Origin of the sequence: Bradyrhizobium sp. WYCCWR 13022, assembly GCF_030435535.1 — a bacterium.
Lineage (GTDB): Bacteria > Pseudomonadota > Alphaproteobacteria > Rhizobiales > Xanthobacteraceae > Bradyrhizobium.
The window spans coordinates 1003032-1028097 of record NZ_JAUIZJ010000002.1 but is presented as its reverse complement, the minus strand read 5'-3'; the positions used below and the strand labels follow the sequence as shown (position 1 = coordinate 1028097).

Annotated in this window: 22 protein-coding genes and 1 pseudogene; 17 read left to right on the top strand and 6 right to left on the bottom strand. The window is 64.1% G+C overall.

Annotated elements, in window-relative coordinates:
• Positions 1-104: 104 nt before the first annotated feature.
• Entirely contained in the window at positions 105-1202 is a 1098-nt protein-coding gene (locus QY049_RS06120) for a LacI family DNA-binding transcriptional regulator (RefSeq protein ID WP_301269196.1), read from the bottom strand.
• 205 nt (positions 1203-1407) lie between these two features.
• On the opposite strand from QY049_RS06120, the gene QY049_RS06115 reads away from it, so the two are divergent.
• The 14 genes from QY049_RS06115 to QY049_RS06050 all read left to right on the top strand — a co-directional run bounded on the left by QY049_RS06115 (position 1408) and on the right by QY049_RS06050 (position 14216).
• Positions 1408-2469 (top strand): ABC transporter ATP-binding protein, encoded by a 1062-nt coding sequence (locus QY049_RS06115; protein ID WP_194476406.1) that lies wholly within the window; start codon positions 1408-1410, stop codon positions 2467-2469.
• A gap of 46 nt (positions 2470-2515) precedes the next feature.
• The gene (locus QY049_RS06110; protein ID WP_194476405.1) at positions 2516-3829 is read left to right on the top strand and encodes an ABC transporter substrate-binding protein; all 1314 of its coding nucleotides are present in this window, start codon (positions 2516-2518) and stop codon (positions 3827-3829) included.
• 66 nt (positions 3830-3895) lie between these two features.
• A complete protein-coding gene (locus QY049_RS06105; RefSeq protein ID WP_258762067.1) occupies positions 3896-4843 on the top strand; it encodes a carbohydrate ABC transporter permease in 948 nt (315 codons plus the stop codon).
• A gap of 2 nt (positions 4844-4845) precedes the next feature.
• A complete protein-coding gene (locus QY049_RS06100; RefSeq protein WP_258762066.1) occupies positions 4846-5721 on the top strand; it encodes a carbohydrate ABC transporter permease in 876 nt (291 codons plus the stop codon).
• 77 nt (positions 5722-5798) lie between these two features.
• Positions 5799-6785 carry a D-erythronate dehydrogenase gene (denD, locus tag QY049_RS06095; protein WP_194476402.1) on the top strand — a complete coding sequence of 329 codons (987 nt, stop codon included), beginning with the start codon at positions 5799-5801 and terminating at the stop codon, positions 6783-6785.
• A 30-nt stretch (positions 6786-6815) separates the two neighbouring features.
• Positions 6816-7778: a sugar kinase gene (locus QY049_RS06090; protein WP_258762065.1), complete on the top strand. Its 963-nt coding sequence runs from the start codon at positions 6816-6818 to the stop codon at positions 7776-7778.
• 16 nt (positions 7779-7794) lie between these two features.
• Complete coding sequence (eda, locus tag QY049_RS06085; protein WP_194476400.1) at positions 7795-8445, top strand: bifunctional 4-hydroxy-2-oxoglutarate aldolase/2-dehydro-3-deoxy-phosphogluconate aldolase; 651 nt, start codon at positions 7795-7797, stop codon at positions 8443-8445.
• 60 nt (positions 8446-8505) lie between these two features.
• Positions 8506-9675 (top strand): acetyl-CoA acetyltransferase, encoded by a 1170-nt coding sequence (locus QY049_RS06080; protein WP_258762064.1) that lies wholly within the window; start codon positions 8506-8508, stop codon positions 9673-9675.
• A gap of 118 nt (positions 9676-9793) precedes the next feature.
• Entirely contained in the window at positions 9794-10000 is a 207-nt protein-coding gene (locus QY049_RS06075; RefSeq protein WP_194476398.1) for a hypothetical protein, read from the top strand.
• 121 nt (positions 10001-10121) lie between these two features.
• Entirely contained in the window at positions 10122-11321 is a 1200-nt protein-coding gene (locus tag QY049_RS06070) for a CaiB/BaiF CoA-transferase family protein (RefSeq protein ID WP_258762063.1), read from the top strand.
• A gap of 50 nt (positions 11322-11371) precedes the next feature.
• Positions 11372-12508, top strand: coding sequence for a thiolase family protein (locus tag QY049_RS06065; RefSeq protein WP_258762062.1), 1137 nt, complete (start codon positions 11372-11374; stop codon positions 12506-12508).
• A complete protein-coding gene (locus tag QY049_RS06060) occupies positions 12505-12864 on the top strand; it encodes a Zn-ribbon domain-containing OB-fold protein (protein WP_258762061.1) in 360 nt (119 codons plus the stop codon). The genes QY049_RS06065 and QY049_RS06060 overlap by 4 nt, the downstream gene beginning before the upstream one ends.
• A gap of 495 nt (positions 12865-13359) precedes the next feature.
• Positions 13360-13887 (top strand): carboxymuconolactone decarboxylase family protein, encoded by a 528-nt coding sequence (locus QY049_RS06055; RefSeq protein ID WP_258762060.1) that lies wholly within the window; start codon positions 13360-13362, stop codon positions 13885-13887.
• Between the two features lie 26 nt (positions 13888-13913).
• Positions 13914-14216 (top strand): nucleoside triphosphate pyrophosphohydrolase family protein, encoded by a 303-nt coding sequence (locus QY049_RS06050; protein ID WP_057759035.1) that lies wholly within the window; start codon positions 13914-13916, stop codon positions 14214-14216.
• Between the two features lie 66 nt (positions 14217-14282).
• Here QY049_RS06050 and glsA read toward each other — a convergent pair whose 3' ends face one another.
• From glsA to QY049_RS06030, 4 genes and pseudogenes are all read right to left on the bottom strand, one after another.
• Positions 14283-16127 carry a glutaminase A gene (gene glsA / locus QY049_RS06045; protein WP_194476393.1) on the bottom strand — a complete coding sequence of 615 codons (1845 nt, stop codon included), beginning with the start codon at positions 16125-16127 and terminating at the stop codon, positions 14283-14285.
• 21 nt (positions 16128-16148) lie between these two features.
• Entirely contained in the window at positions 16149-18209 is a 2061-nt protein-coding gene (locus QY049_RS06040; protein WP_301269195.1) for a TRAP transporter permease, read from the bottom strand.
• Positions 18210-18355: 146 nt separating this feature from the next.
• Positions 18356-19519: a TAXI family TRAP transporter solute-binding subunit gene (locus QY049_RS06035; RefSeq protein WP_258762058.1), complete on the bottom strand. Its 1164-nt coding sequence runs from the start codon at positions 19517-19519 to the stop codon at positions 18356-18358.
• Positions 19520-19670: 151 nt separating this feature from the next.
• Positions 19671-19882: pseudogene (locus tag QY049_RS06030) on the bottom strand (acetyl-CoA carboxylase biotin carboxyl carrier protein subunit); the annotation flags it as partial.
• A gap of 95 nt (positions 19883-19977) precedes the next feature.
• Between QY049_RS06030 and QY049_RS06025 the strand changes: the two are divergent.
• The 3 genes from QY049_RS06025 (at position 19978) to QY049_RS06015 (ending at position 23292) form a co-directional block, all read left to right on the top strand.
• Complete coding sequence (locus tag QY049_RS06025) at positions 19978-20952, top strand: IclR family transcriptional regulator (protein WP_194476390.1); 975 nt, start codon at positions 19978-19980, stop codon at positions 20950-20952.
• Positions 20882-22441 (top strand): acyl-CoA carboxylase subunit beta, encoded by a 1560-nt coding sequence (locus QY049_RS06020; protein ID WP_258762057.1) that lies wholly within the window; start codon positions 20882-20884, stop codon positions 22439-22441. The genes QY049_RS06025 and QY049_RS06020 overlap by 71 nt, the downstream gene beginning before the upstream one ends.
• Before the next feature lie 305 nt (positions 22442-22746).
• On the top strand, positions 22747-23292 hold the full coding sequence (locus QY049_RS06015; protein ID WP_258762056.1) for a hypothetical protein: 546 nt from the start codon (positions 22747-22749) through the stop codon (positions 23290-23292).
• Between the two features lie 268 nt (positions 23293-23560).
• On the opposite strand, the gene QY049_RS06010 is transcribed toward QY049_RS06015, so the two are convergent.
• Positions 23561-25036, bottom strand: coding sequence for an FAD-binding oxidoreductase (locus QY049_RS06010; RefSeq protein WP_258762055.1), 1476 nt, complete (start codon positions 25034-25036; stop codon positions 23561-23563).
• Between the last annotated feature and the right edge of the window lie 30 nt (positions 25037-25066).

Below are 25066 nucleotides of genomic sequence, written 5' to 3'. Positions count from 1 at the left end.
CACGGATCGACGTCCCGGATGTCGGTCGGTGCGATGCCCGGCAGCGCGAGCATGTCTTGACGGCCCGCCTGCTGGCGAACGTTTCCTCACGATTGCGATACTACTCATGGGTCGTTGGTAACGCTATCATTTTGTACGGCTGGCACCCATTCCGGTGCGCGAGGGCTGGCTGCCGACCGCTGTGTCTGCGAGCTCTGCCGCTCGATCACGGTAAAGCCGAGATCCAGCACGGGCTCCTCGGGGCGCTTGCCTTCGATCGCCTCGATCAGCATCGCGGCAGCAGTGCTGCCCATCTCGTAACGATTGGTCCTTACGCTCGTGAGCGTCGGCACCGAAGAGGCCATGAATTCGAGGTCGTTGAAGCCGACTATCGCGATCTGATCGGGGACAGCGATCTCCCGGCGACGGCATTCGAAGAGAACGCCGAGCGCGAGGTCGTCATTGGCGCAGAAGACCGCGTCGATATCGGGCTCGCGCGCGAGCAGATCGACGAACAGCGCACCGCCGAGCGTCACCGAAGTCGGCGTTGCCGTCGTCACGATCAGCCTCTGGTCGAACAGGCCGGCGTCTTTCACGGCGGCGGCATAGCCGTCGAGCCGGCGCTGGACCCGGGGGTCCATGCGGGCGCCGACGAAGCCGATCCTGCGATGACCCTGCGCGAACAAATGGGCAATTGCCGCGCGTGCTGCATCATAATGGGAAAAGCCGATCATCATGTCGACCGGGTTGGGACCGATTTCCATGATCTGCACGATCGGGCAGTCGGCCGCCTCCAGCATCGCGCGCGATTCCGCGGTCTGGTCGATGCCTGTGACGATGAGTCCCGCCGGCTTCTGCGCCAGAAACAGCCGCAGCAATTTCTCCTCCTGGAGAATGCTGTAGCGTGTGTTGGAGAGCTGGATCGAGTAGCGGCTGCCTTCGGAGGCGTCATAGATGCCGCGCAGCACGTCCGAAAACACGTTGTTGGTCAGTGACGGAATCAAGACACCGATCACCTCGGTGCGCTGCGAGGCCAGCGCGCGTGCCGCAAGGTTGGGCACATAGCCGAGCTCCCGCGCCGCGCTTTCGACCCGCGTCCGCTTGGCGACCGACAGCGCCTCGGGATTCCGGAAGAAGCGGGATGCGGTAATCGGGCTGACGCCGGCCAGCTCGGCCACTTCCGCCAACCGAATCTTGCCAGACTTGGTGCGCTTTCGACCCATTTGTTGCTCTTAACACAGTCACTCCCGCAAACAAAGGAACGTTGACAGCGCTACCAGCAACGACTAACCAAAGAGAAATTGCCAAAGCCGCGCAAACTGCTGACAATGTCGCCTGTTAAAGAGGGGCTTCGGGTCGGCGAAGTTCAGAAAAAACAAGACGGTGGCGGCGCCAGGTTTGCGTCGTCGGGTCTGAGGAGGGAGCTAGATGTCGTCTGTGCAAATCCGCGACGTGCGGAAATCGTTCGGCAATTTTGAAGTCCTGCACGGCGTGTCGATCCCGATCGAGGACGGCCAGTTCGTCGTCTTGGTTGGCCCTTCCGGCTGCGGCAAGTCGACCCTTCTGCGCATGCTCGCCGGTCTCGAGAACATCACGTCGGGCACGATTTCGATCGGCGACCGCGTCGTCAACAATGTCCAGCCGAAGGAGCGGGACATTGCGATGGTGTTCCAGAACTACGCGCTCTATCCGCACATGACCGTCGCCGAGAACATGGGCTTCTCGCTGAAGCTGCGGAATGCCGGCTCGGATGAGATCGGCAAGCGCGTCAAGCGCGCCGCCGAAATCCTCGCGCTGTCGCCGCTGCTCGATCGTTATCCGCGGCAGCTTTCGGGCGGTCAGCGCCAGCGCGTCGCCATGGGCCGTGCCATCGTGCGCGATCCGCAGGTGTTCCTGTTCGACGAGCCCTTGTCGAATCTCGACGCCAAGCTGCGCGTAGCCATGCGCACGGAGATCAAGGAGCTGCACCAGCGGCTCAAGACCACGACCGTCTACGTCACCCACGACCAGATCGAGGCCATGACCATGGCCGACAAGATCGTCGTGATGCATGACGGAATCGTCGAGCAGATGGGCACGCCGCTCGAACTCTATGACAGGCCAGAAAACCAGTTCGTCGCCGGCTTCATTGGCTCGCCGGCCATGAATTTCCTGAAGGGGCACATCCGCGTCAACGGCGTTGCGACCTTCGAGGGACCGAACGGCGTCAAGCTGCCGCTCAAGAGCGCGCCGGCTGCCTCGGACGGCAAGCCCGTGGTTTACGGCGTCCGTCCCGAGCATTTCACGATTGCCGACGACGGCGCCGACGCCGAGATCGTCGTGGTCGAGCCGACCGGCTCGGAGACGCAGGTGTTTGCGAAGGTCGGTGGCGAGCAGGTCGTCGCGGTCTTCCGCGAGCGCCACCAGTTCAATCCGGGCGACAAGGTCAAGTTGAAGCCGGATCCGACCGTGGTTCACCTGTTTGACGAGGCGACAGGCAAACGTCTGTAGCGACTTCAGAACGACCAAATACAATCAAAAAATCAGGGAGAGAATGATGAGCGATTTCGACAGGCGAAGTGTGCTTAAAGCCGGCCTGGGCGGTGCAGCGTTGCTGGCTGGCCCAGGTATCGTCCCCGTCCGTGCGGCGGAGTGGACCAACACGCCGGAGCCGAATGCCTCCATCCGCGTGCTGCGCTGGAAGCAGTTCATCCAGGCCGAGTTCGACAAGTTCGCGGAGCAGACCAAGAAGTTCTCCGAGAAGACCGGCATCAAGGTGAAGCTCGAGGCCGAGAGCTGGGAGGATATCCGGCCGAAGGCGGCGGTCGCCGCCAATGTCGGTGCCGGTCCCGACCTCATCATCGGTACGCTCGACGATCCCTTCAAATTCCCCGAGAAGCTGATTGACGTGACCGACGTCGCCACCTATCTCGGCGCGCAGTATGGCGGCTGGTACCCGGTGGCGGAGCGCTACGGCAGGAAGGGCGACAGCTGGATCGCCATTCCGCAAGGCGCGACCGGCGGCTGCCTCAACTACCGCATCAGCCACATGAAGGCGGCAGGCTTCGAGCAGTTTCCCAAGGATACCGACGGCTTCCTCAAGCTCTGCCAGGCGCTGAAGAAGAACAATACGCCGGCCGGCTTCGCGCTCGGTCATGCCACGGGCGATGCCAACGGCTGGTGCCAGTGGGCTCTGTGGGCGTTCGGCGGCAAGGTCGTCAACGAGAAGAACGAGGTCGTTATCGACTCGCCCGAGACGATCGCCGCGATCGAATACGTCAAGCAGCTCTATGCGACCTTCATTCCGGGCGTGTTGTCGTGGAACGACTCGAACAACAACAAGGCGTTCCTCAACGGCGAGCTCAGCCTCACCTTGAACGGCATCTCGATCTGGACCGTGGGCAAGACCTCGCCTGATCCGAAGCAGCAGGAGATCGCCAAGGACATGGACCACGCGCCGATGCCGATCGGCCCCGTGGGCGTGGCGACCGAGCAGCAGAACGTCCTCGTCTACTACGGCTACAAGCACTCGAAGTATCCGAAGGCGGTCAAGGAATACATCAAGTTCATGATGGACAAGGAGAACTACGACGCGTGGGAGGTCGCCTCCAACGGCTACGTCTCGCCGCCGCTCCCGGCCTACAACAACAACCCGGTGTGGACCTCCGATCCCAAGATCACGCCGTATCGCGACTGCCTGAAGCGCTGCCGCGACAACGGTTATGCCGGCGATCTCGGCTACGCCTCGGCCGCCGTGATGGGCGACTTCGTCGTGGTCGACATGTTCGCCGAAGCCGCCTCCGGCTCGGCCACGCCGCAGGAAGCAGCCAAGCGCGCTGCCGAGCGTGCCAAGCGCTACTACCAAGTCTGATCCGCACGCACGGCGGCGTCCACTTTGCTGGGCGCCGCCGTCGTCGTTCTTCTAGGGGAATCCGACATGGCAGTCATTGCCGAGCCCGTCGCGGCGCAGCTCAAGCGCGGCAGCCTGTGGAGCAGGGCGTTCGAAAGCCGGAATTTTCTCGGCGCCATGTTCATGGTGCCGGCGATCGCCATCCTGATCCTGTTTCTGGCGTACCCGCTGGCGCTCGGCTTCTGGCTCGGCATGACCGACACCAAGATCGGCGGCGTCGGCCGCTTCATCGGTTTCCAGAACTTCGTCTCGCTGTCCAAGGACAGCGTGTTCTGGCTCTCGGTGTTCAACACCATCTTCTACACGGTGTTCGCGAGCATCGTGAAATTCGCGATCGGACTCTATCTGGCCCTGCTGCTCAACGAGCGGCTGCCGTTCAAGTCGATGGTCCGCGCCATCGTGCTGTTGCCCTTCGTGGTGCCGACCGTGCTGTCGGCGATCGCGTTCTGGTGGATCTATGACAGCCAGTTCTCGATCATCTCCTGGGTGCTGATCAAGGCCGGCCTGATCACGAGCTACATCGAATTCCTCGGCGAGCCCTGGAATGCGCGCTGGTCGGTCGTGCTCGCCAACATCTGGCGCGGCGTGCCGTTCGTGGCGATCACGCTGCTGGCGGGGTTGCAGACGATCTCGCCCTCGCTCTACGAGGCCGCCAATCTCGACGGCGCCACCAACTTGCAGCGCTTCCGCCACATCACGCTGCCGATGCTGTCGCCGATCATCGCCGTCGTGATGACGTTCTCGGTGCTGATGACGTTCACCGACTTCCAGCTGATCTACACCATCACGCGCGGCGGGCCGATCAACGCCACGCATCTGATGGCGACGCTGTCGTTCCAGCGTGCCATCACCGGCGGCAATCTCGGCGAGGGCGCGGCGATCTCGAATGCGATGATCCCGTTCCTGGTTGCCGCGATCCTGCTTAGCTTCTTCGGGCTTCAGCGCTCACGCTGGCAGCAGGGCGGGAGGGACTGACCATGACGACCGTGGAAGACCAAAGCGTCGGAATGGACTATCTGGAGAGCTTCCCGAAGAAGTTTCTCCGGGTTTACCTCCCGCTCGGCCTGATCATCTTCTTCCTGCTGTTTCCGTTCTACTGGATGGCGGTGACGACGTTCAAACCCGACGCGGAGATGTACGACTACGAGAAGTACAATCCGTTCCTGATCGCGCATCCGACGCTGGAGCACATCAAGAAGCTGTTCTTCGACACCGACTATCCGCTGTGGATGTGGAACACGGTGATCGTGTCGGTGTCCTCGACCTTCATTTCGCTGTTCGCGAGTGTCTGCGCGGCCTATGCGATTGAACGCCTGCGCTATACCGGCTCGCGCTATGTCGGCCTTGCGATCTTCCTCGGCTACCTCGTGCCGCCCTCGATCCTGTTCATTCCGCTGGCGGCGATCGTGTTCCAGCTCGGTCTGTTCGACGGCAATCTGGCGCTGATCCTGACCTATCCGACCTTCCTGATCCCGTTCTGCACCTGGCTCCTGATGGGCTATTTCCGCACCATTCCCTATGAGCTGGAGGAATGCGCCCTGATCGACGGGGCGACGCGGCTCCAGATTCTGGTCAAGATCACGCTGCCGCTGTCGCTGCCGGGGGTGATTTCGGCCGGCATCTTCGCCTTCACCTTGTCCTGGAACGAGTTCATCTACGCGCTCACCTTCATCTCCTCTTCGGAGAACAAGACGATCCCCGTCGGCGCCATTACCGAGCTCGTCAACGGCGACGTCTATCATTGGGGCGCCCTGATGGCGGCGGCCCTGACCGGCTCGGTCCCCGTAGTTATCCTTTATTCCTTCTTCGTAGAGTACTATGTGTCGGCGATGACCGGCGCCGTAAAGGAATGATCGCGGGGCCTGCCTGAGAACGCGCCAACATTTCAAGAGCGGCGCGTTCCGGCCAATACGTAAGAAGGAGTAGGCTCTTGCACATTCTGGTTCTGGGTGCCGCAGGCATGGTCGGCCGCAAATTGTGCGAACGTCTGTTGCGCGACGGCCGGCTCGGCAAGAACGACATCACGAAATTGACCATGCACGACGTGGTCGAGCCCAAGAAGCCGGAGAAGGCCGGTTTCCCCGTCGAAACGGTCTCGGGCGATTTCGCCGTGCCCGGCGCGGCCGAAAAGCTGATCGCCGGCCGTCCCGACGTGATCTTTCATCTCGCCGCCATCGTCTCGGGCGAGGCCGAGCTCGATTTCGACAAGGGGTACCGCATCAATCTCGACGGCACGCGGATGCTGCTCGATGCGATCAGGCTCGTCGGCGGCGGCTACAAGCCGCGTGTGGTGTTCACCTCCTCGATCGCGGTGTTCGGCGCGCCGTTCCCCGACGCCATCGGCGACGAGTTCTTCCATACCCCGCTGCTCAGCTACGGCACCCAGAAGGCGATCGGAGAACTCCTGCTGGCCGACTATTCGCGCCGCGGCTTCCTCGACGGCATCGGCATCCGTCTGCCGACCATCTGCATCCGGCCGGGCCTGCCCAACAAGGCGGCGTCGGGGTTCTTCTCAAACATCCTGCGCGAGCCGCTGGCCGGCAAGGAAGCGGTGCTCCCGGTCTCCGAGGATGTCCGCCACTGGCACGCCACGCCGCGCTCGGCTGTCGGCTTCCTGCTGCATGCCGGCACCATGGACCTTGCCGCGGTCGGTCCGCGCCGCAATCTCACGATGCCGGGCCTGTCGGCAACTGTCGGCGAGCAAATCGCAGCCTTGAGGCGCGTTGCGGGCGAAAAGGTTGCTGCCCGCATCAAGCACGAGCCCGATCCCTTCATCGTCGGCATCGTCGGCGGCTGGCCGCGCAACTTCAACGCCAAGCGGTCGCTCGAGCTCGGTTTCACGACGGCTGAAAAGACCTTCGACGATATCATCCGCATTCACATCGAGGACGAGCTCGGCGGCAATTTCGTCGCCTGATCGTGTGAGATGAACAGCGTGGATATGACGATGGCGAGCGTCGCTTGCATCGGTGAATGCATGGTCGAGCTCCGGCAGGCTCAGAGTAGCCATTCCGCCGGGCACGGCCTGTTCTCGCGCGGCTTCGGCGGCGACACCCTCAACACGGCGGTGTATCTGGCGCGGCTCGAGGTCAAGGTCGACTATCTCACCGCGCTCGGCGACGACGGCATGAGCGAGGAGATGATCGCGGCCTGGAATGCCGAGGGCGTCGGCACGCGACGCGTCGTGCGGCTGCCGGGCAAGCTGCCCGGTCTCTACATGATCCAGCTCGATGCCAATGGCGAGCGCCAGTTCTTCCACTGGCGCGACAGCGCAGCGGCGCGGCAGCTGATGAGCCTGCCGGAGACCGACGAACTGCTCAACTCGCTGACGAGCTACGACATCGTCTATCTCTCCGCGATCACGCTCTCGATCTACGACGCGGCCGGACGGGAGCGTTTGTTTGCGGCAATCAAGCGCGCGCGCCTGCTCGGCACGCGCTTCGTGTTCGACACCAATTTCCGCGCACGCGGCTGGCCCGATCGCGATGTCGCGCGCGACGTGTTCGCGGCGGCCTTTGCGGCTGCCGACATTGTGCTGACCTCGGCCGAGGACCTCCTCGCGCTCTATCCCGGCGAGAGCCCCGATCAATTGATGGCGCGCATTCCGACGCCCGAGCTGGTGTTCCGTCTTGCCGAGCCCGTCAGCCTCTTACGCTTCCCGGCCGGCACCAGTGAGGTCCGCGCCGAACCCATGACAAGGCCCGTGGTCGACACCACTGCGGCCGGCGACAGCTTTGCGGCGGCCTATATCGCGGCGCGGCTCGGGGGAGCCGACCCGGTCGAGGCGGCCCAGTCAGGGCATCGCCTCGCCAGCCTCGTGATCTGCTATTCCGGCGCCATCATTCCGGGCTATGCCATGCCGCCGAAGAAGCGGCACCGGCTGGCGCCCACGCGTCAAGCGACCAAATGAACGAAAAGATCCCAAGATGCCCACTGCTGCCCAACAGAACCACCTCGTCGCCCTGTTCAAGGCCGCGACTGTCATTCCCGTGCTCACCATCGAGAGGATCCAGGATGCCGTACCGCTGGCGCAAGCCCTGGTGGCCGGCGGGGTCCGCACGCTTGAGGTCACCCTGCGCACCCCTGTCGCGATCGAGGCGGCGAGGGCGATCATGTCCGAGGTCCCCGACGCCGTGGTCGGCATCGGTACCATTCTCAATCCGGCCGACTTCACCCGCGTCGAGAAGCTCGGTGTCGCGTTCGGCATCAGCCCGGGCCTGACCCCGGATCTGCTCAAGGCCGCCACGCACAGCTCCTTGCCGTTCGCCCCGGGTATCGCCACGGCGTCCGAACTGATGATGGCGCTGTCCTACGGCTTCGACGTCGCAAAGTTCTTCCCGGCCGAGCAGGCCGGCGGCATCAAGGGCCTGCGCGCGCTGGGCGGCCCGTTCCCGAACGTGCGGTTCTGCCCGACCGGCGGGGTGGGCGAGGCCAATGCGGCGACCTGGCTCGCCGAGCCCAACGTCGTTGCAGTGGGCGGTTCCTGGTTATGCCCGACGGCGGAGATCAGGGCCGGGAACTGGGCCGGCATAACTGCCATCTGCCAGCGCACCCTCCAGGCGTTGAAAGCCGCGTGAAGTCTTGCCATCCCTGAGCTAAGACTTAGGTCAGCAAGAGACCGCCAGGGAGACAAGACCATGACTGCCAGCATCGTCGGATGGGCGCATACGCCGTTCGGCAAGTTCGACACCGAAACCGTCGAAAGCCTCGTCACCCGCGTCGCCAACGAGGCGATGGCCGATGCCGGCATTTCGGCCTCCGACGTCGACGAGATCGTGCTCGGCCATTTCAACGCCGGCTTCTCGGCGCAGGATTTTACCGCCTCGCTGGTGCTCCAGGCCGACCCGAAGCTGCGCTTCAAGCCGGCGACCCGCGTCGAGAACGCCTGCGCCACCGGCTCGGCCGCGGTGCACCAGGGCCTGCGCGCGATCGCCGCAGGCGCGGCCAAGATCGTGCTGGTCGTCGGCGTCGAGCAGATGACCCGCACGCCGGGCCCCGAGATCGGCAAGAACCTGCTCAAGGCGTCCTATCTGCCCGAGGACGGCGACACGGTCGGCGGCTTCGCCGGCGTGTTCGGCAAGATCGCCAGCTCCTATTTCCAGAAATACGGCGACCAGTCCGATGCGCTGGCGCTGATCGCGGCCAAGAACCACAAGAACGGCGTCGCCAATCCTTTCGCCCAGATGCGCAAGGATTTCGGCTTCGACTTCTGCCGCGCCGAGAGCGAGAAGAACCCTTATGTGGCAGGTCCCCTGAAGCGCACCGATTGCTCGCTGGTCTCCGACGGCGCGGCTGCGTTGGTGCTGGCCGATGCCGAGACCGCCAGGGGCATGAGCAAGTCGATCGGCTTCCGCGCCACCGCGCATGCCCAGGATTTCCTGCCGATGTCCAAGCGCGACATCCTCCAGTTCGAAGGCTGCACGGTCGCCTGGCAGCGCGCGCTGGAGAAGGCGGGCGTGACGCTGAGCGATCTCTCCTTCGTCGAGACCCATGACTGCTTCACCGTTGCCGAGTTGATCGAGTACGAAGCGATGGGCCTGACGCCGAAGGGGCAGGGCGCCCGCGCCATCAAGGAAGGCTGGACCCTCAAGGACGGTAAGCTGCCGGTCAATCCGTCCGGCGGGCTGAAGGCCAAGGGCCACCCGATCGGCGCCACCGGCGTCTCCATGCATGTGATGACCGCGATGCAACTCGCCGGCCAGGCGCCCGAAGGCATGCAGCTCAAGAACGCCAAGCTCGGCGGCATCTTCAACATGGGCGGCGCTGCCGTTGCCAACTACGTCTCCGTGCTGGAGCCGCTTAAGTAAGCTTGCGTCGGGTGGGCAGGGGCGCCATGCGCCGTGCCCACCTTTTTCTTGCGCTAGATCATGGTGGGCCGGTTCCGGTTCGCCTTAATGCTCCTGATTGATTTGCAGGGAATGCATCATGAGCACTGACTACGAAGACTCACTGTCGCTGGACGCCCTCAACGATCGCATCGCGATCCTCGAGGACAACATCCGCCAGCTGATCGAGCAGGCCGCCGCCGCCTCCGGCGAGCAGAACGAGTCGCGTATCGCCGATCGCATCAACCAGCAGAACGACGAGCTCGACCGTCTCATGAAGATCCGCGAATCCCGCCAGAAGAAATAGCGGTCGCGTCGGCCTGCGCATGCGGCCATACCCCGGCCGCCCTTGCGCGCCCGGCGTGACTACCCTTAGCTGGACCGAAATCGCGGTGCCGAGTTGAGCCCGCGCAATCGGGAGCGAACGGATGGGGCCGCTGAAGGGCATCAAGGTCGTCGACATGACCACCGTGCTGATGGGGCCTTACGCGACCCAGATGCTCGGCGACTACGGTGCCGACGTGATCAAGGTGGAATCGCTCGACGGCGACGTCACCCGCCTGATCGGCCCGATGCGGCACACCGGCATGGGCCCGGTGTTCCTCAACACCAACCGCAGCAAGCGCTCGATCTGCCTCGATCTGAAGAAGCCCGCCGGCCGCGACGCCGTGTTGCGGCTGCTGCAGGACGCCGACGTGCTCGTCTACAACGTCCGTCCGCAGGCGATGGCGCGGCTTCAGCTCGGTTACGACGTCGTCTCCGCAATCAACCCGCGCCTCGTCTATGCCGGGGTGTTCGGCTTCGGCCAGGACGGGCCCTATGCCGCAAAGCCCGCTTACGACGATCTGATCCAGGGCGCCACCGCGCTGCCCGCGCTGATGGCGCAGACCGGCGACGGCGTGCCGCGCTACGTGCCGAACGCGCTGGTCGATCGCATCGTCGGCCTCACCGCCGTCGGTGCGATCTGCGCCAGCCTCGTGCATCGTGACCGCACCGGCCGCGGCCAGCGCGTCGACATCCCGATGTTCGAGACCATGGCCGGATTCGTCATGGGCGACCACATGGGCGGGCTCACCTATGAGCCGCCGCTCGACAAGGGCGGCTATGCCCGCCACCTCTCGCGCGACCGTCGACCCTACAAGACCTCGGACGGCTATCTCAGCGTGATCGTCTACAACGACAAGCAGTGGGAGAACTTCTTCAAGGCCACAGGCCGCGACGACCTGCGCGCCGATCCCAAATTCGCGACCTTTGCCGGCCGCGCGGCCAATATCGACGTCGTCTATGCCGAGCTCGCGCGCATCTTCGAGACGCGCACCACGACGGAGTGGATCACGCTGCTGACCAAGGCCGACGTGCCCGTGATGCCGATGCACGATCTTGCGTCGATCCTGCACGACGAGCACCTCGAGGCGACCGGCTTCTTTCCGGTCGTCAACCATCCGACCGAAGGCCCGATCCGCAGCATGAAAGTCACGGCGACCTGGTCGGAAACCGGGGCCGAACCGGTGCGCCTGGCGCCACGGCTCAACGAGCACGGCGCAGAGATCCTGCGTGAGATCGGATATTCTCCTGATGAGATTGCCGCCATGGTGCGCGACGGCGTCACGCGCTCGGCGCAGGAGTAGGGCAAGCAGTAATGAGAACGAATCTCTCATGACAGCGGAGAGGTAGCGAGATGAGCTTCATCACCGGCGTCGGCCTCACATCTTATGGCAAGCACGACGGCTCATCCTCGCTCGACCTGATGAGCGAGGCCGCGCAAGACGCGCTCGACGATGCCGGGCTGAAGCGGGCGGAAATCGACGGGATCCTTTGCGGCTATTCCACCGTCTCGCCGCACATCATGCTGGCGACGGTGTTCGCCGAGCATTTTGGTATCCGCCCGTCCTACGCCCATGCCGTACAGGTCGGCGGTGCTACCGGCCTTGCAATGACCATGCTGGCGCATCACCTCGTCGCATCGGGTGTCTGCCGCAACGTGCTCGTCGTCGCCGGTGAGAACCGTCTCACCGGGCAGAGCCGCGACGCCTCGATCCAGGCGCTGGCACAGGTCGGCCATCCCGACTACGAGGTGCCGCTCGGGCCGACCATTCCCGCCTATTACGGCCTGGTCGCCACGCGCTACATGCACCAATACGGCGTGACCGAAGAGGACCTTGCCGAATTCGCGGTGCTGATGCGCGCGCACGCCTGCACCCATCCCGGTGCGCAATTCCGCGATCCCATCACGGTTGCCGACGTCATGGCCTCGAAGCCGGTGGCGATGCCGTTGAAACTGCTCGACTGCTGTCCGGTGTCCGATGGCGGCGCGGCCTTCGTCATCAGCCGCGAGCTGACCGGCGAGGCCGGTGTTCGCATTCGCGGCTGCGCCCAGGCCCACACCCATCAGCACGTCACGGCCGCGCCGGCACTGAGCGAGCTCGGCGCGGAAATCTCGATCGCCCGCGCCAAGGAAGCCACCGGCCTTGCGATCTCCGACGTGCGCTATGCCGCGATCTACGACAGCTTTACCATCACGCTTGCCATGCTGCTGGAAGACCTCGGCCTGGCCGGCCGCGGCGAGGCGGCCGCTCGTGTGCGTGCAGGCCATTTCAGCCGCGACGGCGCGATGCCGCTCAACACCCATGGTGGCCTGCTCAGCTACGGCCATTGCGGCGTCGGTGGCGCCATGGCGCATCTGGTCGAGGCGCATTTGCAGATGACGGGGCGGGCGGCGAATCGTCAGGTGCGGGACGCCTCGATTGCGCTGTTGCATGGCGACGGCGGCGTGCTGTCGTCCCATGTCAGCATGTTTCTGGAGCAGGTGCGATGAGCGAACGAATCGCGGACTGGACCAAGGGCGAACCGGCCATCACCTACCAGACCTGCGCCGCATGCGGCCACGTGCAGTATTTCCACCGCGCCTTCTGCGCTGCGTGCGGGGCCGCGGCTCCGCGCGAGGCGCGCGCCAGTGGCAAGGGCAAGGTCTATGCGACCTCGCTGGTCTGCCGAGCCGCCACGCCTGAGACGCGCGCCCACGTGCCCTACAACATCCTGCTGATCGATTGCGCCGAGGGTTTTCGCATGATGGCCCATGGCGACAATGATCTCGCCATTGGCGATGCGGTCAAGGTGAGCTTCAAACCCTTTGCGGGTAAGCTCGTGCCGTTCTTCACGAAGGAAGCCTGAGGGGATTTCGCCATTCGGGGGCGGTCCGGAGGGACCGAGCCTGGAACGGGTATTCTGGGCCTGGCCTGTGCGAGGGCCACCCCGGAATGACGAAAACTCAAGAACTCAACTAACGCGCGTAGAACAGGATGCTGGCGATGACGAGCATTGCCATCACCGCCAGCATGTGCGCGAGCGCTTCCGAGGCCGCCCCCTTGGAGGCTTCCTTCATGCCGTTTTCTCCCTAGACTTGGGCGTGACTCATCGTTGCGCGCTCTGCGCACCCGACGGCCAATTGTTTCTACTCGGAACACCCCACATCGAGCATTCGCCACCATGTGTCCCCACGCGGCGAATATCGACTGTACCAAGGTCGATCAGCAATGCGGCGGCAATTTGACTCGATGATGTTGCTCCTGCGTCTCCGCAAGAATACAGTTTTTGGGAACTTATTCCGGTAACGACAACAAGCATCAAAATCGCAAGAAAAATCTCAGGAAAAACTCAAGGTAAATCATGGCCCGCATCGACTACAGCGATCCCTCCAGGGCGTCCGACCGCACCCGCGAAATCCTCGACAAGAATCGCAACGCCAACATCTTCCGGATGATGGCGCACTCGCCGAGCTATTTTGAACAGTACTGCCGGCTCGGCGGCGCCATCAGGCACAAGGGCGAACTGGATCCCGTCGTGCGCGAGCTCGCGATCACGCGCACCGGCATTTTGTGCGAAGCGCCATACGAGATCGTCGCGCACAAGCGCATCGGCAGGAATGTCGGCGTCACCGAGGCGCAGAACGAGGCGCTGGAAAGCTGGCAGGCAGCTGACTGCTTCGACGAGACCCAGCGCGCGGCGCTCGCCTTCACCGACGAGACCGTCAAGCTGAAGAAGCCGACGGACGCGACCTTCAAGGCGATCGCGTCGAAGCTGACGCCGGCCGCGCTCGTCGAGCTCCAGTTGTCGGTGGGCTTCTACATCATGACGTCGAAGTTCCTGGAGACGTTTGAGATCGATCTCCAGCCCGTCACCGACGTGGTGGGCTGATCACGCGCGAGCTATGAGGGAGGGTCATGACGATCGATGAATATGCGGCCTGGGCCGCGACCATTGCGAAAGTCGATGAGCATCCCTCGAACGAGCGACTGTCCTATCTCGGGCTTGGCCTTGCCGGTGAAGCGGGCGAAGTCGCCGAACACATCAAGAAGCTCTTGCGTGACGACTGGCTCGACAAGGCCGGTCTCGTCGAAGAGCTCGGCGACGTCATCTACTACTGGGCCTGCCTGTGCGCCGCAACCGGCCAGCAGCCATCCGAATTGCTGAAGGCCAGCGCCGCCAAGATCAAGCGTCGGATCAGCGAGGCGGCAAGTCGGTAAAGCAGGGTACGCCTTGGGAACGGGATCATCTCTCCCCGTCGGGGAGAGATGAAGAACCTCATTCGCTCACGTCGATGTCAGGATATCCACCTTGGTGTTGGCGACGATCAGCCGGTCGGCCAGCAGCTGCGCCAGATTGCGCATGATGCGCTCGGAGGCGCGCGGGTGCTGTTTGCGAAAGCGCTCGAAATCCTTCAGCGGCACCTCGAAAGCGGTCGCCGCCATGTCCGCGAACACGTCGGCGGAGCGGGTGGTCTCGATCAGCGCCATCTCGCCGAAGGCCATGCCGGCGGTCAGCGTCGCCAGGCGGATGCCGTCGGGCAGGGTGACATGCACCGCGCCGCTGCGCAGGAAGAACAGCGCATCGGCAGGATCGCCCGTGGTGAGGATCTTGGCGCCGGACTGATAGGTTCTGACGGTGCAGATCGAGGCGAGATCGGTCAGCTCTTCGGCGCCGAGGCCGTCGAGCAGCGGTTGTTCGGATAGATCCGTGGTCTCGTGAAAGTCGATCGAGCCGCCGTAACGGTAGACGATCTGGTCTTCGGCCCATTCGATCGCGGTATCGAGCAGATAGAAGTCGCGGACGTTCTTCAGCTCCGCGGTCCACTCTCTCAAGCTGTCCCATTCCCTGGAGGCGCGCCTGACGCCCGACAGGACCACGGTGACGTTCAGCGCTGCGAGCTCCTCAAAAGCCTCCGCGATCAGCCGCGCGCCGGCGCGCGTGGTGGAGGTGACGCGGTGCAGGTCGAACACGACGATTTGCGGTCGGGCCTGTCCCGCGAGCCGGCGCGTCACATAGTCGACCGCCGACAGCGACAGCACGCCGACCAGCTCGATCACGCGCACCGCCTGCTCATGGGCGGCGAGGATGTCGCGTTCCTGCTGGCGGCGGACGCGGCGTGACGGGCTCTTGCCGATGTCGTAGTCGGCGATGACCGCGTTGCGGGCGTCGTCGCTGCGGTTGAGCATGTGCAGGTCGTAGTGCGAGGATAGCGCCTCGCAGACCTTGATGCCGCGCACGCTGTTGCCGTGCTTGTCGAGCTTCGGCGAATAGCTGCCGAGCCCGAGGCGGGCAGGGAGCGCCGCCAGAATTCCGCCGCCGACGCCGCTCTTAGCTGGGATGCCGATGCGATAGATCCACTCGCCGGCATAGTCGTACATGCCCGACGACGTCATCACCGACAGCGTTCGCGAGATCGCGTATGCGCTCAGCACCTGCTCGCCCGTCACGGGATTGACGCCGCGATTGGCGAGCGTCGCCGCCATGATCGCGATGTCGCGCGCGGTCACCAACACCGCGCATTGCCGGAAATAGACGTCGAGCACGCCGGCAACATTGTCCGAGATCACGGCATTGGTCTTTAGCAGATAGGCGATGGCGCGGTTGCGATCGCCGGTTTGGCTCTCCGAGGTGTAGACGGCCTCGTCGACGGCGAGGTCGCGCCCGGCAAAACGGCTCAGCGCGAGCCGGATCTGCTCGAATGCCTCGGCACCCCTGCTCGCATGGATCAGCCCGGTGCAGGCGATCGCGCCGGCATTGACCATCGGATTGAACGGATGGTTTTCCGAGTTGAGCCGGATCGAGTTGAAGGGATCGCCCGAGGGCTCGACGCCGATCGCGCTCTCGACATGGCCTGCGCCGAGCAGGTCGAGCGCCAGCGCGAACACGAAAGGCTTCGACATCGACTGGATGGTGAAGGGCACCCTGGAGTCGCCGACTTCGTAGACATGGCCGTCGAGCGTTGCGAGGCTGATGCCAAAATAGGCAGGGTCGGCCTTGCTCAGTTCGGGAATGTAATCCGCGACATGGCCGGAGGTCTCCGCGGAGAATTCATTGAGGCATGTGTCGAGAAACCGCAGCAAGGGCGGCTTCGAGCGGGTCCAGGCCGAGGCGGGCGGTTGCGCTGTCATCGCCTCCCTTGTGCAACGCAATCAAGGCATGCGCAACCCGTCCGGCACCACGGTCTGTCTGCGAACCAGCAGCAGGGCAACGAGGAAAGTGGGCACCAGCACGGCAAGCCCGAGCAGCGTCACCTGCATCTGCGACAGCGGCATGATCCCGCCGCCGGGGGTGGCCACGACGAAGCCGCCGGTCACCAGCAGAACGCGGATCGGCCATTCCAATACGCCTGCGCGGCGGAGATCGCCGACGAACGGCTGGTAGCCCTGGATGCCGCCGCAGATGAAGAGCGTGCCGAAGGCGGCCATGCCCATCAGGCCGAGACCGGCGAGATAGGGGCTCGGTCCCTGCAGCACCAGCGCCGGGTTGAGCACGAAGAAGAACGGGATGAAATAGATGATGCTGCCGACCCACATCGATTCCCAGCCGGTCTTCATCGCCGGCGAGCCCGCGATGCCGGCGGCCGCGAAAGAGGCGATCGCGACCGGCGGCGTGATCGACGACAGCATGCCCCAGTAGAAGATGAACATATGCACGGCCATCTTGTTGAGCCCGAGCTTTTCAAGTGCTGGTGCAACCAGGATGGCGAGGAAGATGTAGCAGGCCGTCGTCGTCAGCCCGAGGCCGAGGATCAGGCTGGTGAGGGCGCACATCGCCAGCAGAAGGAACGCATTGTCGCCTGCAATATGTAGCAGATCGTTGGCGAGGCTGGAGACCACGCCGGTCATCGAGAACGCCCCGATCAGCAGGCCGCAGCCGGCAAGAATCCCGACCAGCTCGACGAAGGTGCGTCCGTTGACCTCCAGGAATTTGCCGATCGTCGCCAGCGTCCAGCGCGTGTCCCTGGAGAAGAACTGGTTGAGCACCAGCAGCAGCGCGGTCGCATAGAAAGGTGCGTGGCTCTCGCGCTTGAAGTAGAGCAGCATCACGATCAACAGCGCGATCACGAAGACGTAGTACCAGCCGTCCTTGATCGTATCCATGACCCGCGGCAGCTCGGCGCGCGGAATCCCCTTCAAGCCGTGACGCGCCGCATAGGCGTCGACCTGCATGAACAGACCGACGTAGTAGAGCGCGGCCGGTATGATCGCGGCGACCGCGACCTCGGCGTAGCCGACATTGAGGAATTGCGCGATCACGAAGGCGGTTGCGCCCATCACCGGCGGCGCCAGAACCGCGCCGGTCGAAGCGCAGGCCTCGATCGCGCCGGCATAGGAGGCGCGGAAGCCGCTCTTCTTCATCACGGGAATGGTCATGGTGCCCGCGGTCAGCACGTTGGAGATGATCGAGCCGGACAGGCCGCTGGCGAAGATGCAGACCTTCGCGGCGCCGCCGCGGAACGTGCCGCACAGCGCGAAGGCGAGGTTGATGAAGAATTTTCCGGCACCGGTCATCATCAGCGCGGTGCCGAATACGAGGAAGCCGATCACGGTGTCGGCGAAGGCCTGGATGGGAATGCCGAGCAGGCTTTCGCCTGACAGGACGTGATAGGCGGTCGCCTGTTCGAGGGTCGACTGCGTGCCGCGGAACGGGCCGAGCCAGGCGGATTCCGCGAACAGCGGATAGACGGTGAAGGGAAGCACGCTGAGCAGCAGGCTCCAGCCGCCGGTGCGGCGCAGCGCCTCCATCAGCATCACCCACATCACGAGGCCCGCGACGATCACGCCGGTCGGCGCGCCGCCGAATTCCCAGCCGGCCTCGGCCGCCTTGCGCACGTTCGACATCAAGAGTAGCGCGGCAGCGATGGTCGCAACGAAGAAGACGAGGTCGTACCAGGGAATGCGGTTGAGCGGGGCGCGCTCGCTCCCAGGGAAGATCAGGAAGGTGAAAGGCAGCATCAAGGCGATCAGAAGATAGAAATATTCAGTGTTCAGCTGGGTGTAGCCGATGAAGAAACGCAGCGAGAATTGCTGGTTGATGCAGAGAAGGATCGTGGCGGCAGTCGCCGCCACCAGCGTCCAGCGCCAGGCGCCGCGAAGCGAGCGGACACGCGTCACCTCCGCCTCCTGCATGTTGCCGGCGGCGCCGTGCGGATCGTCGAACACAATTCGCTTGGCCTCGCTCTCGGGGCCGGTGGAGGTTGAAGCAGACATGATCGACCCCGCGCGCGTGGGCTGGCAACGACTGACTAGGCGAATGGTTGTCGGTTGAAGCGGTCGAGCCGCGGGCTCTTCAACCTCTCCCGCTTGCGGGAGAGGAGGCGCACCTCGTGCGTGGCAACGAACGAGCCCATCGCGCCCTAGTCCTCGAATCCGTTCGGCATGTCGGCTTTCGCAAGCGCGACCGCGCGGGCTTTCATCCAGCCTTCGAGGAACGCCTTGTCATCCGCAGGCGGGTTTGATTTGCCGTACTCCGCCCATGCCGCACCGAGCACCTCCTGGCGCTTGAACAGCTTGTTGTTGTACGCCTCCTGCGCATCGGACCATTGCCCGGCTTCTTTCAAGGCCTTCACGGCGCCGGAATGCACCGGCACCACCCAGTTCCTGGTCTGGCGATCGGCGGCAAGGCCACCGGCGCCGGGTGCGGAATCCTTGTAGGCGTCATAGTTCACGATCATCGCCTTGGTCATCGCATAGACCTGGTCAGCCGGTTGCGAAGCATAGGCGACGAAGATCGGGTAGGGGTAGTTGCCGAGCTCGATTGGTTTCTCGGGGGAGATGCCGGCGCCGCAGGTCGCAAGCTGCGGGAAGAAGAACGAGCCGACCTTGTGCATCCGTGCCCAGCCGTCCTTGTCGCCGGCCGGCAGCGGCGGCCAGATCAGGCCGCGCGGCGAGGTCTCGGCTTCCTTGGCGGGGCCGGTGATGGTGGTGCCGAATGCGGCATCGGTGTCGTTGTTGACGAGGCCCTTCCACATCGCGCCGTAGCTGGCGAACTCGACGACCTTGACGTCCTTCTGCGTCAGCCCCGCGAAAGCGAGCACCGCGAGCGAGTTCTGGTTCAGCGCGGGCGAGCCGACGACGAAGCCGACGCGCTTGCCTTTCAGGTCTTTCAGATCTTTCACGCCGGTGTCGGCTGCGACGCCAAGCGAACCGCAATTGCAATCGACGCTGGAGAGCATGATCTGAAGCGCTTGCGGGCCCCATTCCCTCGCGCCGAACTCGAACACGCCTTCCTGCGCGAAATAGGTGCCCGATCCCATCGCAGACGACGCCGCGCGCTTGGCACGGAGCGGCGCAAGCCGGGCGACGTCGTTGCCGGCGGGAAGCACGCGCACGTCGGTGCCGAACTTGTCCTTCATCATCTTGCCGACGCCGACCGCGATGTTGAAGCCCGCGGTGCCGGTGTCATAGGCGGTGAACGTCAATGTCGCCGGCAACTTGGCCTCGTCGGCGAATGCATAGCTAGTAGACGCAAATGAGCCCGCAACCATGGCAGGCGCGAGCATGATCAGCCCACGACGCATATTTTCCTCCCGATGTCCTCGCTTCGGCCGCGAAGAGTTTCTTTCTTTGTTTAAAACAGATCACGTCACCACGGTCGGGAATGACAACGTCGGACCGTGCATGCAGCAAGAAGGCAGATTGTCGCGGAATCGATCGATTATGCGACCACCTCGCGACGATCGCGATCGTCTGGCCTTCGGCAGCGAGATGATCGATCTTCACGAGCAACGATGTGAGCGTGCCCGACGCAGGCGAGGGCACCGGTATCTCCATCTTCATGGCTTCGACGACCACACGCCGCCATCGGCGACGGTTCCTCCAACTTGCACGGGAGTTGCGCAGATGCGACCGGCGACCTCGGTGACGATCTTAATTTCTGGCATGCCATCGCCTTTTTGTTGTCGTCGCAAAACGCCTGAGGTAGCGTCGTCTGCAAGTGGAATTTAATTCCGCACAGCGGAACAAACCGGTAGGGATCATGGGACGACGTTCGGAGCGGTTAAGCAGGCAAGGTGCGCTCGCTGGCGATGCCGGTGAGGGTGATGTCATCCAGGTGGTGTCGCGCGCGTTCGACGTGTTGCGATGCTTCGAGGGCCACGAGGCACGGCTCGGCAATCTCGAGATTTCAAATCGCTGCGGCCTGCCGCGCTCGACGGTATCGCGTCTCACACACACCCTGACCCGCATGGGACAGTTGGTCTATCTGCCGCGTGACCAGAAGTATCGCATCGGTCCGAGCGCGGTGGCGATGAGCGCCTCGATGATGAAGGGCGCGCAGCTGCGCAGCATGATCCGGCAGCGGCTTCAGGAAGTCGCCGAGCAGCTTCCGGGCACCGTCGGCTTCGTCGTGCCCGATCGCTTTCATCTGGTCTATCTCCAGTTCGCGCGCTCGCCCTCTGCGCTCGGTTTGCACGAGGGCACCGGCAGCCGCATCTCGATGGCCTCGACTGCCGCAGGCGCGGCCTACACCGCGGCGCTGGCGCCGGAGGTCGGTGATGCCTTCATCAACGACATGGAGCGCGAAGCGCCCGAGGCTGTAAAGATCCTGCGGCCGCGCATCGAGGCCAACAGGCAGTCGCTGCGCGAGCGCGGCTATGTCACGGCTTGCGGCCTGTGGAGCCCGCACATCAATGGCCTCGCGGTGCCGATCTGGTCGCCGCAGTACCAGACCTTCGTCGTGGTCACGATCGGTCTGCTCTCGGCGATGTATGACGAGGAGCGTCTGCAGGCGGAAGCCGCGCCGCTGATGTTGGCGCTCGGCCGTTCGCTCGGCAGCTTGATGGAGGGCGCCGAAGGCGACGCCTTCAACAACCGCATCTCGCGCAAACCGGTCGCAATGGCCGTGCACAACAATAACAAGCCGATGAGTTCGGAGGGAGTGAATGAACTGGAAGCTGGAACTCGACGAGCTCGCCCGGCGCGAAGCCTTCGCGCGGGAGATGGGCGGCGTTGACAAGGTCAAGCGACAGCATGACCAGGGCCGGCTGACTGTTCGGGAGCGCATCGACAGGCTGATCGACAAGAATAGCTTTCACGAGATCGGTGCCGTCTCCGGCATCGGCGAGTACGATCGAACGGGCGAGCTGAAGGCCGTGACGCCGGCGAACTGCGTGTTCGGCCGCGCGCGCGTCGATGGCCGTACGGTGGTCGTCGTCGGCGACGATTTCACCGTGCGCGGCGGCTCGGCGGATGCGTCGATCTCGGCGAAGCCCTTGATGGCGGAGGAGATGGCGCACGACTTCCGTCTGCCCATCGTTCGCATCATCGAAGGCTCCGGCGGCGGCGGTTCGGTCAAGACCATCGAAACCAAGGGCGCGGCCAACCTGCCGGGCGGGATCGGCGGCACGCGCTGGTACCGCTTCACGACGGAGAATCTGTCGCGCGTGCCTGTCGTCGCGCTCGGCCTCGGCTCGGTCGCGGGCCTCGGCGCCGCGCGCCTTGCCGCCAGCCACTATTCCATCATGACGCGCAAATCCGCGATGTTCGTTGCGGGCCCGCCTGTCGTGAAGGCGCTGGGCCAGAATCTCTCGAAGGAAGAGCTCGGCGGCGCCGATATCCAGACCCGGGCCGGCGCGGTTGATCATGCCGTCGACACCGAGGAGGAAGCCTTTGCCTGCGCGCGTCGCTTCCTCTCGTATTTGCCGTCGTCGGTCTACGAACTGCCGCCGACCTTGCCCTGCATAGACAATCCGGAGCGCACGGAAGAAGCGCTGATGAAAGCGGTGCCGCGCAACCGCAAGCAGGTCTACAAGGTCAGGCCCATCATCGAGTCCGTCGTCGACAAGGGTTCGTTCTTCGAGGTCGCATCCAATTTCGGCAAGCCCATCATCGTCGGCCTCGCGCGGCTCGAGGGCCGGGCGGTGATGCTGCTTGCCAGCGACAGTTTTCACTATGGCGGCTCGTGGACGGCGGATGCCTGCCAGAAGGTGGTGCGCTGGGTCGACTTCGCGGAAACCTTCCATCTGCCGATCGTCTATCTCATGGACTGTCCGGGCTTCATGATTGGCCTCGATGCCGAGAAGGCGGCGACCATCCGTCACGGCGTCCGCGCCATGGCCGCGGTCAACCAGACCACGGTGCCCTGGTGCACCGTGATCCTGCGCAACGCCTTCGGCGTGGCCGGCGTCGTGCACCAGCCGGCCGATCGGTTCTCGATGCGCTACGCCTGGCCCTCGGCCTATTGGGGCTCGCTGCCGCTCGAAGGCGGCATCGAAGCCGCCTACCGCGCCGACATCGACGCGGCCGAGGACAAGGCGGCGAAGCTGAAGGAGATCGAGGAACGCCTGAACAAGCTCCGTTCGCCGTTCCGCTCGGCCGAAAAGTTCTGGGTCGAGGAGATCATCGATCCCCGCAAGACCCGCTCGCTCTTGTGCGAGTTCGCGCGCCTCGCCGAACCGCTGCGTAAAGCGGGACCGCCGGAGAACATGACGATCCGTCCGTAGGCCGAGCCGTCGCGGCGACCATCGCCGTCATTTCAAGCGTAGCGAAGCAATCCAGAAACCCACCGGGGAGACAGCCTGGATTGCTTCGGCTCTTCAGCGCAAGAATGCTTCGCAATTTCATCGCGGGCTCGCCGCAATGGCGGACCTGGCTCGAGTCCTCGCGACCAGTTCCGCTCGCGCGACATTTGCCCACGTCAATACGGTGAATAGGCAACCATTTTCCGCCGCGCTTCAGGCTCATTTCAGCCAAACCAATATTGGTCTCTCGCGGCCGGGGCAGGACCCTCCAACTCGGAGTCCTGCAAATGATCAAGCAAGTTGTTTCTGCGTGTCTCGCTATTGTCGCCAGTTCGGCCGTCGCCGACGCGCGGCCTTTTCGCAATTTTCAAGCACCCGAATGCAATGTCACCATGCCCTGCGACTTCTCGTATGCGCCGACGCGCCGCGAGCGTGATCCCAGGGCGTCGTTGCGGGCCTACCGCACGACACAGATGACCGTGAGCAACGCGGGTTACGCCACCACGACGATCAGCGTCTCCGGCGATCGCGTCATCGGCGGCCGTCCGGCCGGATGCCCGTCGTCGTTCTGCGGCTGCGGCGCGGCACTGCGCGTGTTCGGTCATGTCGTGCCGGAGTTGAATCTCGCTTCAAACTGGCTGCGCTTTCCGCGCGCGGCGCCGGCGCCGGGAATGGTCGCCGCGCGGCGCGGACATGTCTTCGTTCTGGAGCAGCCGCTCGGTGGCGACATGTGGATGGCCTATGACGCCAATTCGGGCGGTCACGCCACGCGCATGCACGCGCGTTCGCTGCGGGGTTACACGATCGTCAACCCGCGCGGCGCGATGGGTTGAACGACAAGCGCCAGTGCGACACTCCGCAACGCACGTGTTGCGGAGTGTGCGGTGCTTACGGGCCACGCCTTAACATTTGCTGGCGAGCCATCCGACCAAGGGTGAATTGTTCGCGTTCATTCGCCGAGTACCTTTCGGCTGCAATGGCGAATGTGCTCGCATGACATGAAAAGCAGACTGTCGCGAGCGCATTGAGAACGTGGGAAACGAATCCGGAAGTTCAACGATCTCGCCTGAGAAGCTCGATCAGGGACAGGCTCGCGCCCCGTCATACCCTCAGCACTTTACCTGGATTCATGATGTTCTGCGGGTCGAGCGCGCGCTTGATGGTGCGCATGATGTCGAGCTCGGTCTTGGAGCGGTAGTGGCTGAGCTCGTCGAGCTTTTCGATGCCGATGCCGTGCTCGGCCGAGATCGAGCCGCCCATGGAGGTGACGAGATCGTTCACGGCGCGCGTGATCGCGGCGGTGTATTGGTTCAGCGTCTGCTGATCCATGCCGAGGGGCCCCATGAACGAGAAATGCAGATTGCCGTCGCCGATATGCCCGAGTGGATAGGGACGAATGCCCGGGAGAATGTCGAGCGCGGCCTTGAGCCCCTTGTCGATGAACCCGGGGATCTTGGAGATCGCCACCGAGATGTCGTAGCTGATCCCCGGACCCTCGGCGCGAGAAGCCTCGGCCATCGCTTCCCGGATGCGCCACATGTTGCGCGATTGACCGACGGTCTGCGCGATGACCGCGTCGAGCACGCGACCGGCTTCGAGCTGGTCGGCGAGAAACGCCTCCAGCTTCTCCGACATGCCGTCGGCCCCGTCCTGCCGTGGGCGCGAGGACGACCATTCAAGCAGCAGGTACCACGGCGTATCCGCCTTGAGCGGATCCTGGACGCCGGGAATGTGACGCATCACGAGGTCGACAGCCGCGCGGCTCAGCAGCTCGCAGGATCCGACATTGTCCTCGGAGGCCGCATGCGCTTCCGACAGGATTTCCAGCGCCGCGCGTGGATCGCGAACCGCCAGCCACGCCGTGCTGACGTCCTTCGGCGCGGGCCACAGCTTGAGCACGGCCTTGGTGATGATCCCGAGCGTTCCCTCGGCGCCCATGAAAAGATGCTTGAGGTCGTAGCCTGTGTTGTCCTTCTTCAGCGCACGCAATCCGTCCCAGACGTCGCCATTGGGCAGCACGACCTCGAGCCCGAGCACGAGATTGCGGGCATTGCCATAGCGCAGCACCTGCACGCCGCCGGCGTTGGTCGAGAGGTTGCCGCCGATCATGCAGGAGCCCTGGGCGCCGAGGCTGAGCGGCAGGAACCTGTCGTTCGCGGCCGCGGTCTCCTGAAGCGTTTGCAGCACGCAGCCGGCCTCGACCGTCATCGCATAACCGACGGGATCGACGTCGAGCACACGGTTCATCCGGCCGAGCGACAGCACGATGCCGGTGTGTGCCGGCCAGGGAGTTGCGCCGCCCATCAATCCGGTGTTGCCGCCCTGCGGCACGATCGCGACGCCGTGCTGATGGCAAAGCCGGACCACATCAGAGACTTCCCCGGTGCTTCCAGGGCGAACGACGGCGCCGGCGCCGCCAAGCAGCAGTCCGCGCCAGTCCGTCACGAACGGCTGCATGCCGTGCGCGTCCTCGATGAGACCCTTCTCGCCCACGATCGCGCGCAACGCATCGCGTAGCTCGGCAGTGACGGGAGCGGTTGGAATGGTGGGGACGGGCGACGGGAAGGCAGTCGGCATGTTGTTTCCCTCTGGCGCATCTTGGTGTGC

What these genes read in the sequence shown, in the direction of transcription:
- QY049_RS06115 (WP_194476406.1), top strand. Translation starts at nt 1,408, where the DNA reads ATGTCGTCTGTGCAAATCCGCGACGTGCGGAAATCGTTCGGCAATTTT.
- eda (WP_194476400.1), top strand. Translation starts at nt 7,795, where the DNA reads ATGCCCACTGCTGCCCAACAGAACCACCTCGTCGCCCTGTTCAAGGCC.
- QY049_RS06010 (WP_258762055.1), bottom strand. Translation starts at nt 25,036, where the DNA reads ATGCCGACTGCCTTCCCGTCGCCCGTCCCCACCATTCCAACCGCTCCC.
- QY049_RS06090 (WP_258762065.1), top strand. Translation starts at nt 6,816, where the DNA reads ATGGCGAGCGTCGCTTGCATCGGTGAATGCATGGTCGAGCTCCGGCAG.
- QY049_RS06070 (WP_258762063.1), top strand. Translation starts at nt 10,122, where the DNA reads ATGGGGCCGCTGAAGGGCATCAAGGTCGTCGACATGACCACCGTGCTG.
- QY049_RS06060 (WP_258762061.1), top strand. Translation starts at nt 12,505, where the DNA reads ATGAGCGAACGAATCGCGGACTGGACCAAGGGCGAACCGGCCATCACC.
- QY049_RS06105 (WP_258762067.1), top strand. Translation starts at nt 3,896, where the DNA reads ATGGCAGTCATTGCCGAGCCCGTCGCGGCGCAGCTCAAGCGCGGCAGC.
- QY049_RS06120 (WP_301269196.1), bottom strand. Translation starts at nt 1,202, where the DNA reads ATGGGTCGAAAGCGCACCAAGTCTGGCAAGATTCGGTTGGCGGAAGTG.
- QY049_RS06080 (WP_258762064.1), top strand. Translation starts at nt 8,506, where the DNA reads ATGACTGCCAGCATCGTCGGATGGGCGCATACGCCGTTCGGCAAGTTC.
- QY049_RS06040 (WP_301269195.1), bottom strand. Translation starts at nt 18,209, where the DNA reads ATGTCTGCTTCAACCTCCACCGGCCCCGAGAGCGAGGCCAAGCGAATT.
- QY049_RS06075 (WP_194476398.1), top strand. Translation starts at nt 9,794, where the DNA reads ATGAGCACTGACTACGAAGACTCACTGTCGCTGGACGCCCTCAACGAT.
- QY049_RS06020 (WP_258762057.1), top strand. Translation starts at nt 20,882, where the DNA reads ATGAACTGGAAGCTGGAACTCGACGAGCTCGCCCGGCGCGAAGCCTTC.
- QY049_RS06100 (WP_258762066.1), top strand. Translation starts at nt 4,846, where the DNA reads ATGACGACCGTGGAAGACCAAAGCGTCGGAATGGACTATCTGGAGAGC.
- QY049_RS06025 (WP_194476390.1), top strand. Translation starts at nt 19,978, where the DNA reads ATGGGACGACGTTCGGAGCGGTTAAGCAGGCAAGGTGCGCTCGCTGGC.
- glsA (WP_194476393.1), bottom strand. Translation starts at nt 16,127, where the DNA reads ATGACAGCGCAACCGCCCGCCTCGGCCTGGACCCGCTCGAAGCCGCCC.
- QY049_RS06065 (WP_258762062.1), top strand. Translation starts at nt 11,372, where the DNA reads ATGAGCTTCATCACCGGCGTCGGCCTCACATCTTATGGCAAGCACGAC.
- QY049_RS06015 (WP_258762056.1), top strand. Translation starts at nt 22,747, where the DNA reads ATGATCAAGCAAGTTGTTTCTGCGTGTCTCGCTATTGTCGCCAGTTCG.
- QY049_RS06055 (WP_258762060.1), top strand. Translation starts at nt 13,360, where the DNA reads ATGGCCCGCATCGACTACAGCGATCCCTCCAGGGCGTCCGACCGCACC.
- QY049_RS06035 (WP_258762058.1), bottom strand. Translation starts at nt 19,519, where the DNA reads ATGCGTCGTGGGCTGATCATGCTCGCGCCTGCCATGGTTGCGGGCTCA.
- QY049_RS06110 (WP_194476405.1), top strand. Translation starts at nt 2,516, where the DNA reads ATGAGCGATTTCGACAGGCGAAGTGTGCTTAAAGCCGGCCTGGGCGGT.
- QY049_RS06050 (WP_057759035.1), top strand. Translation starts at nt 13,914, where the DNA reads ATGACGATCGATGAATATGCGGCCTGGGCCGCGACCATTGCGAAAGTC.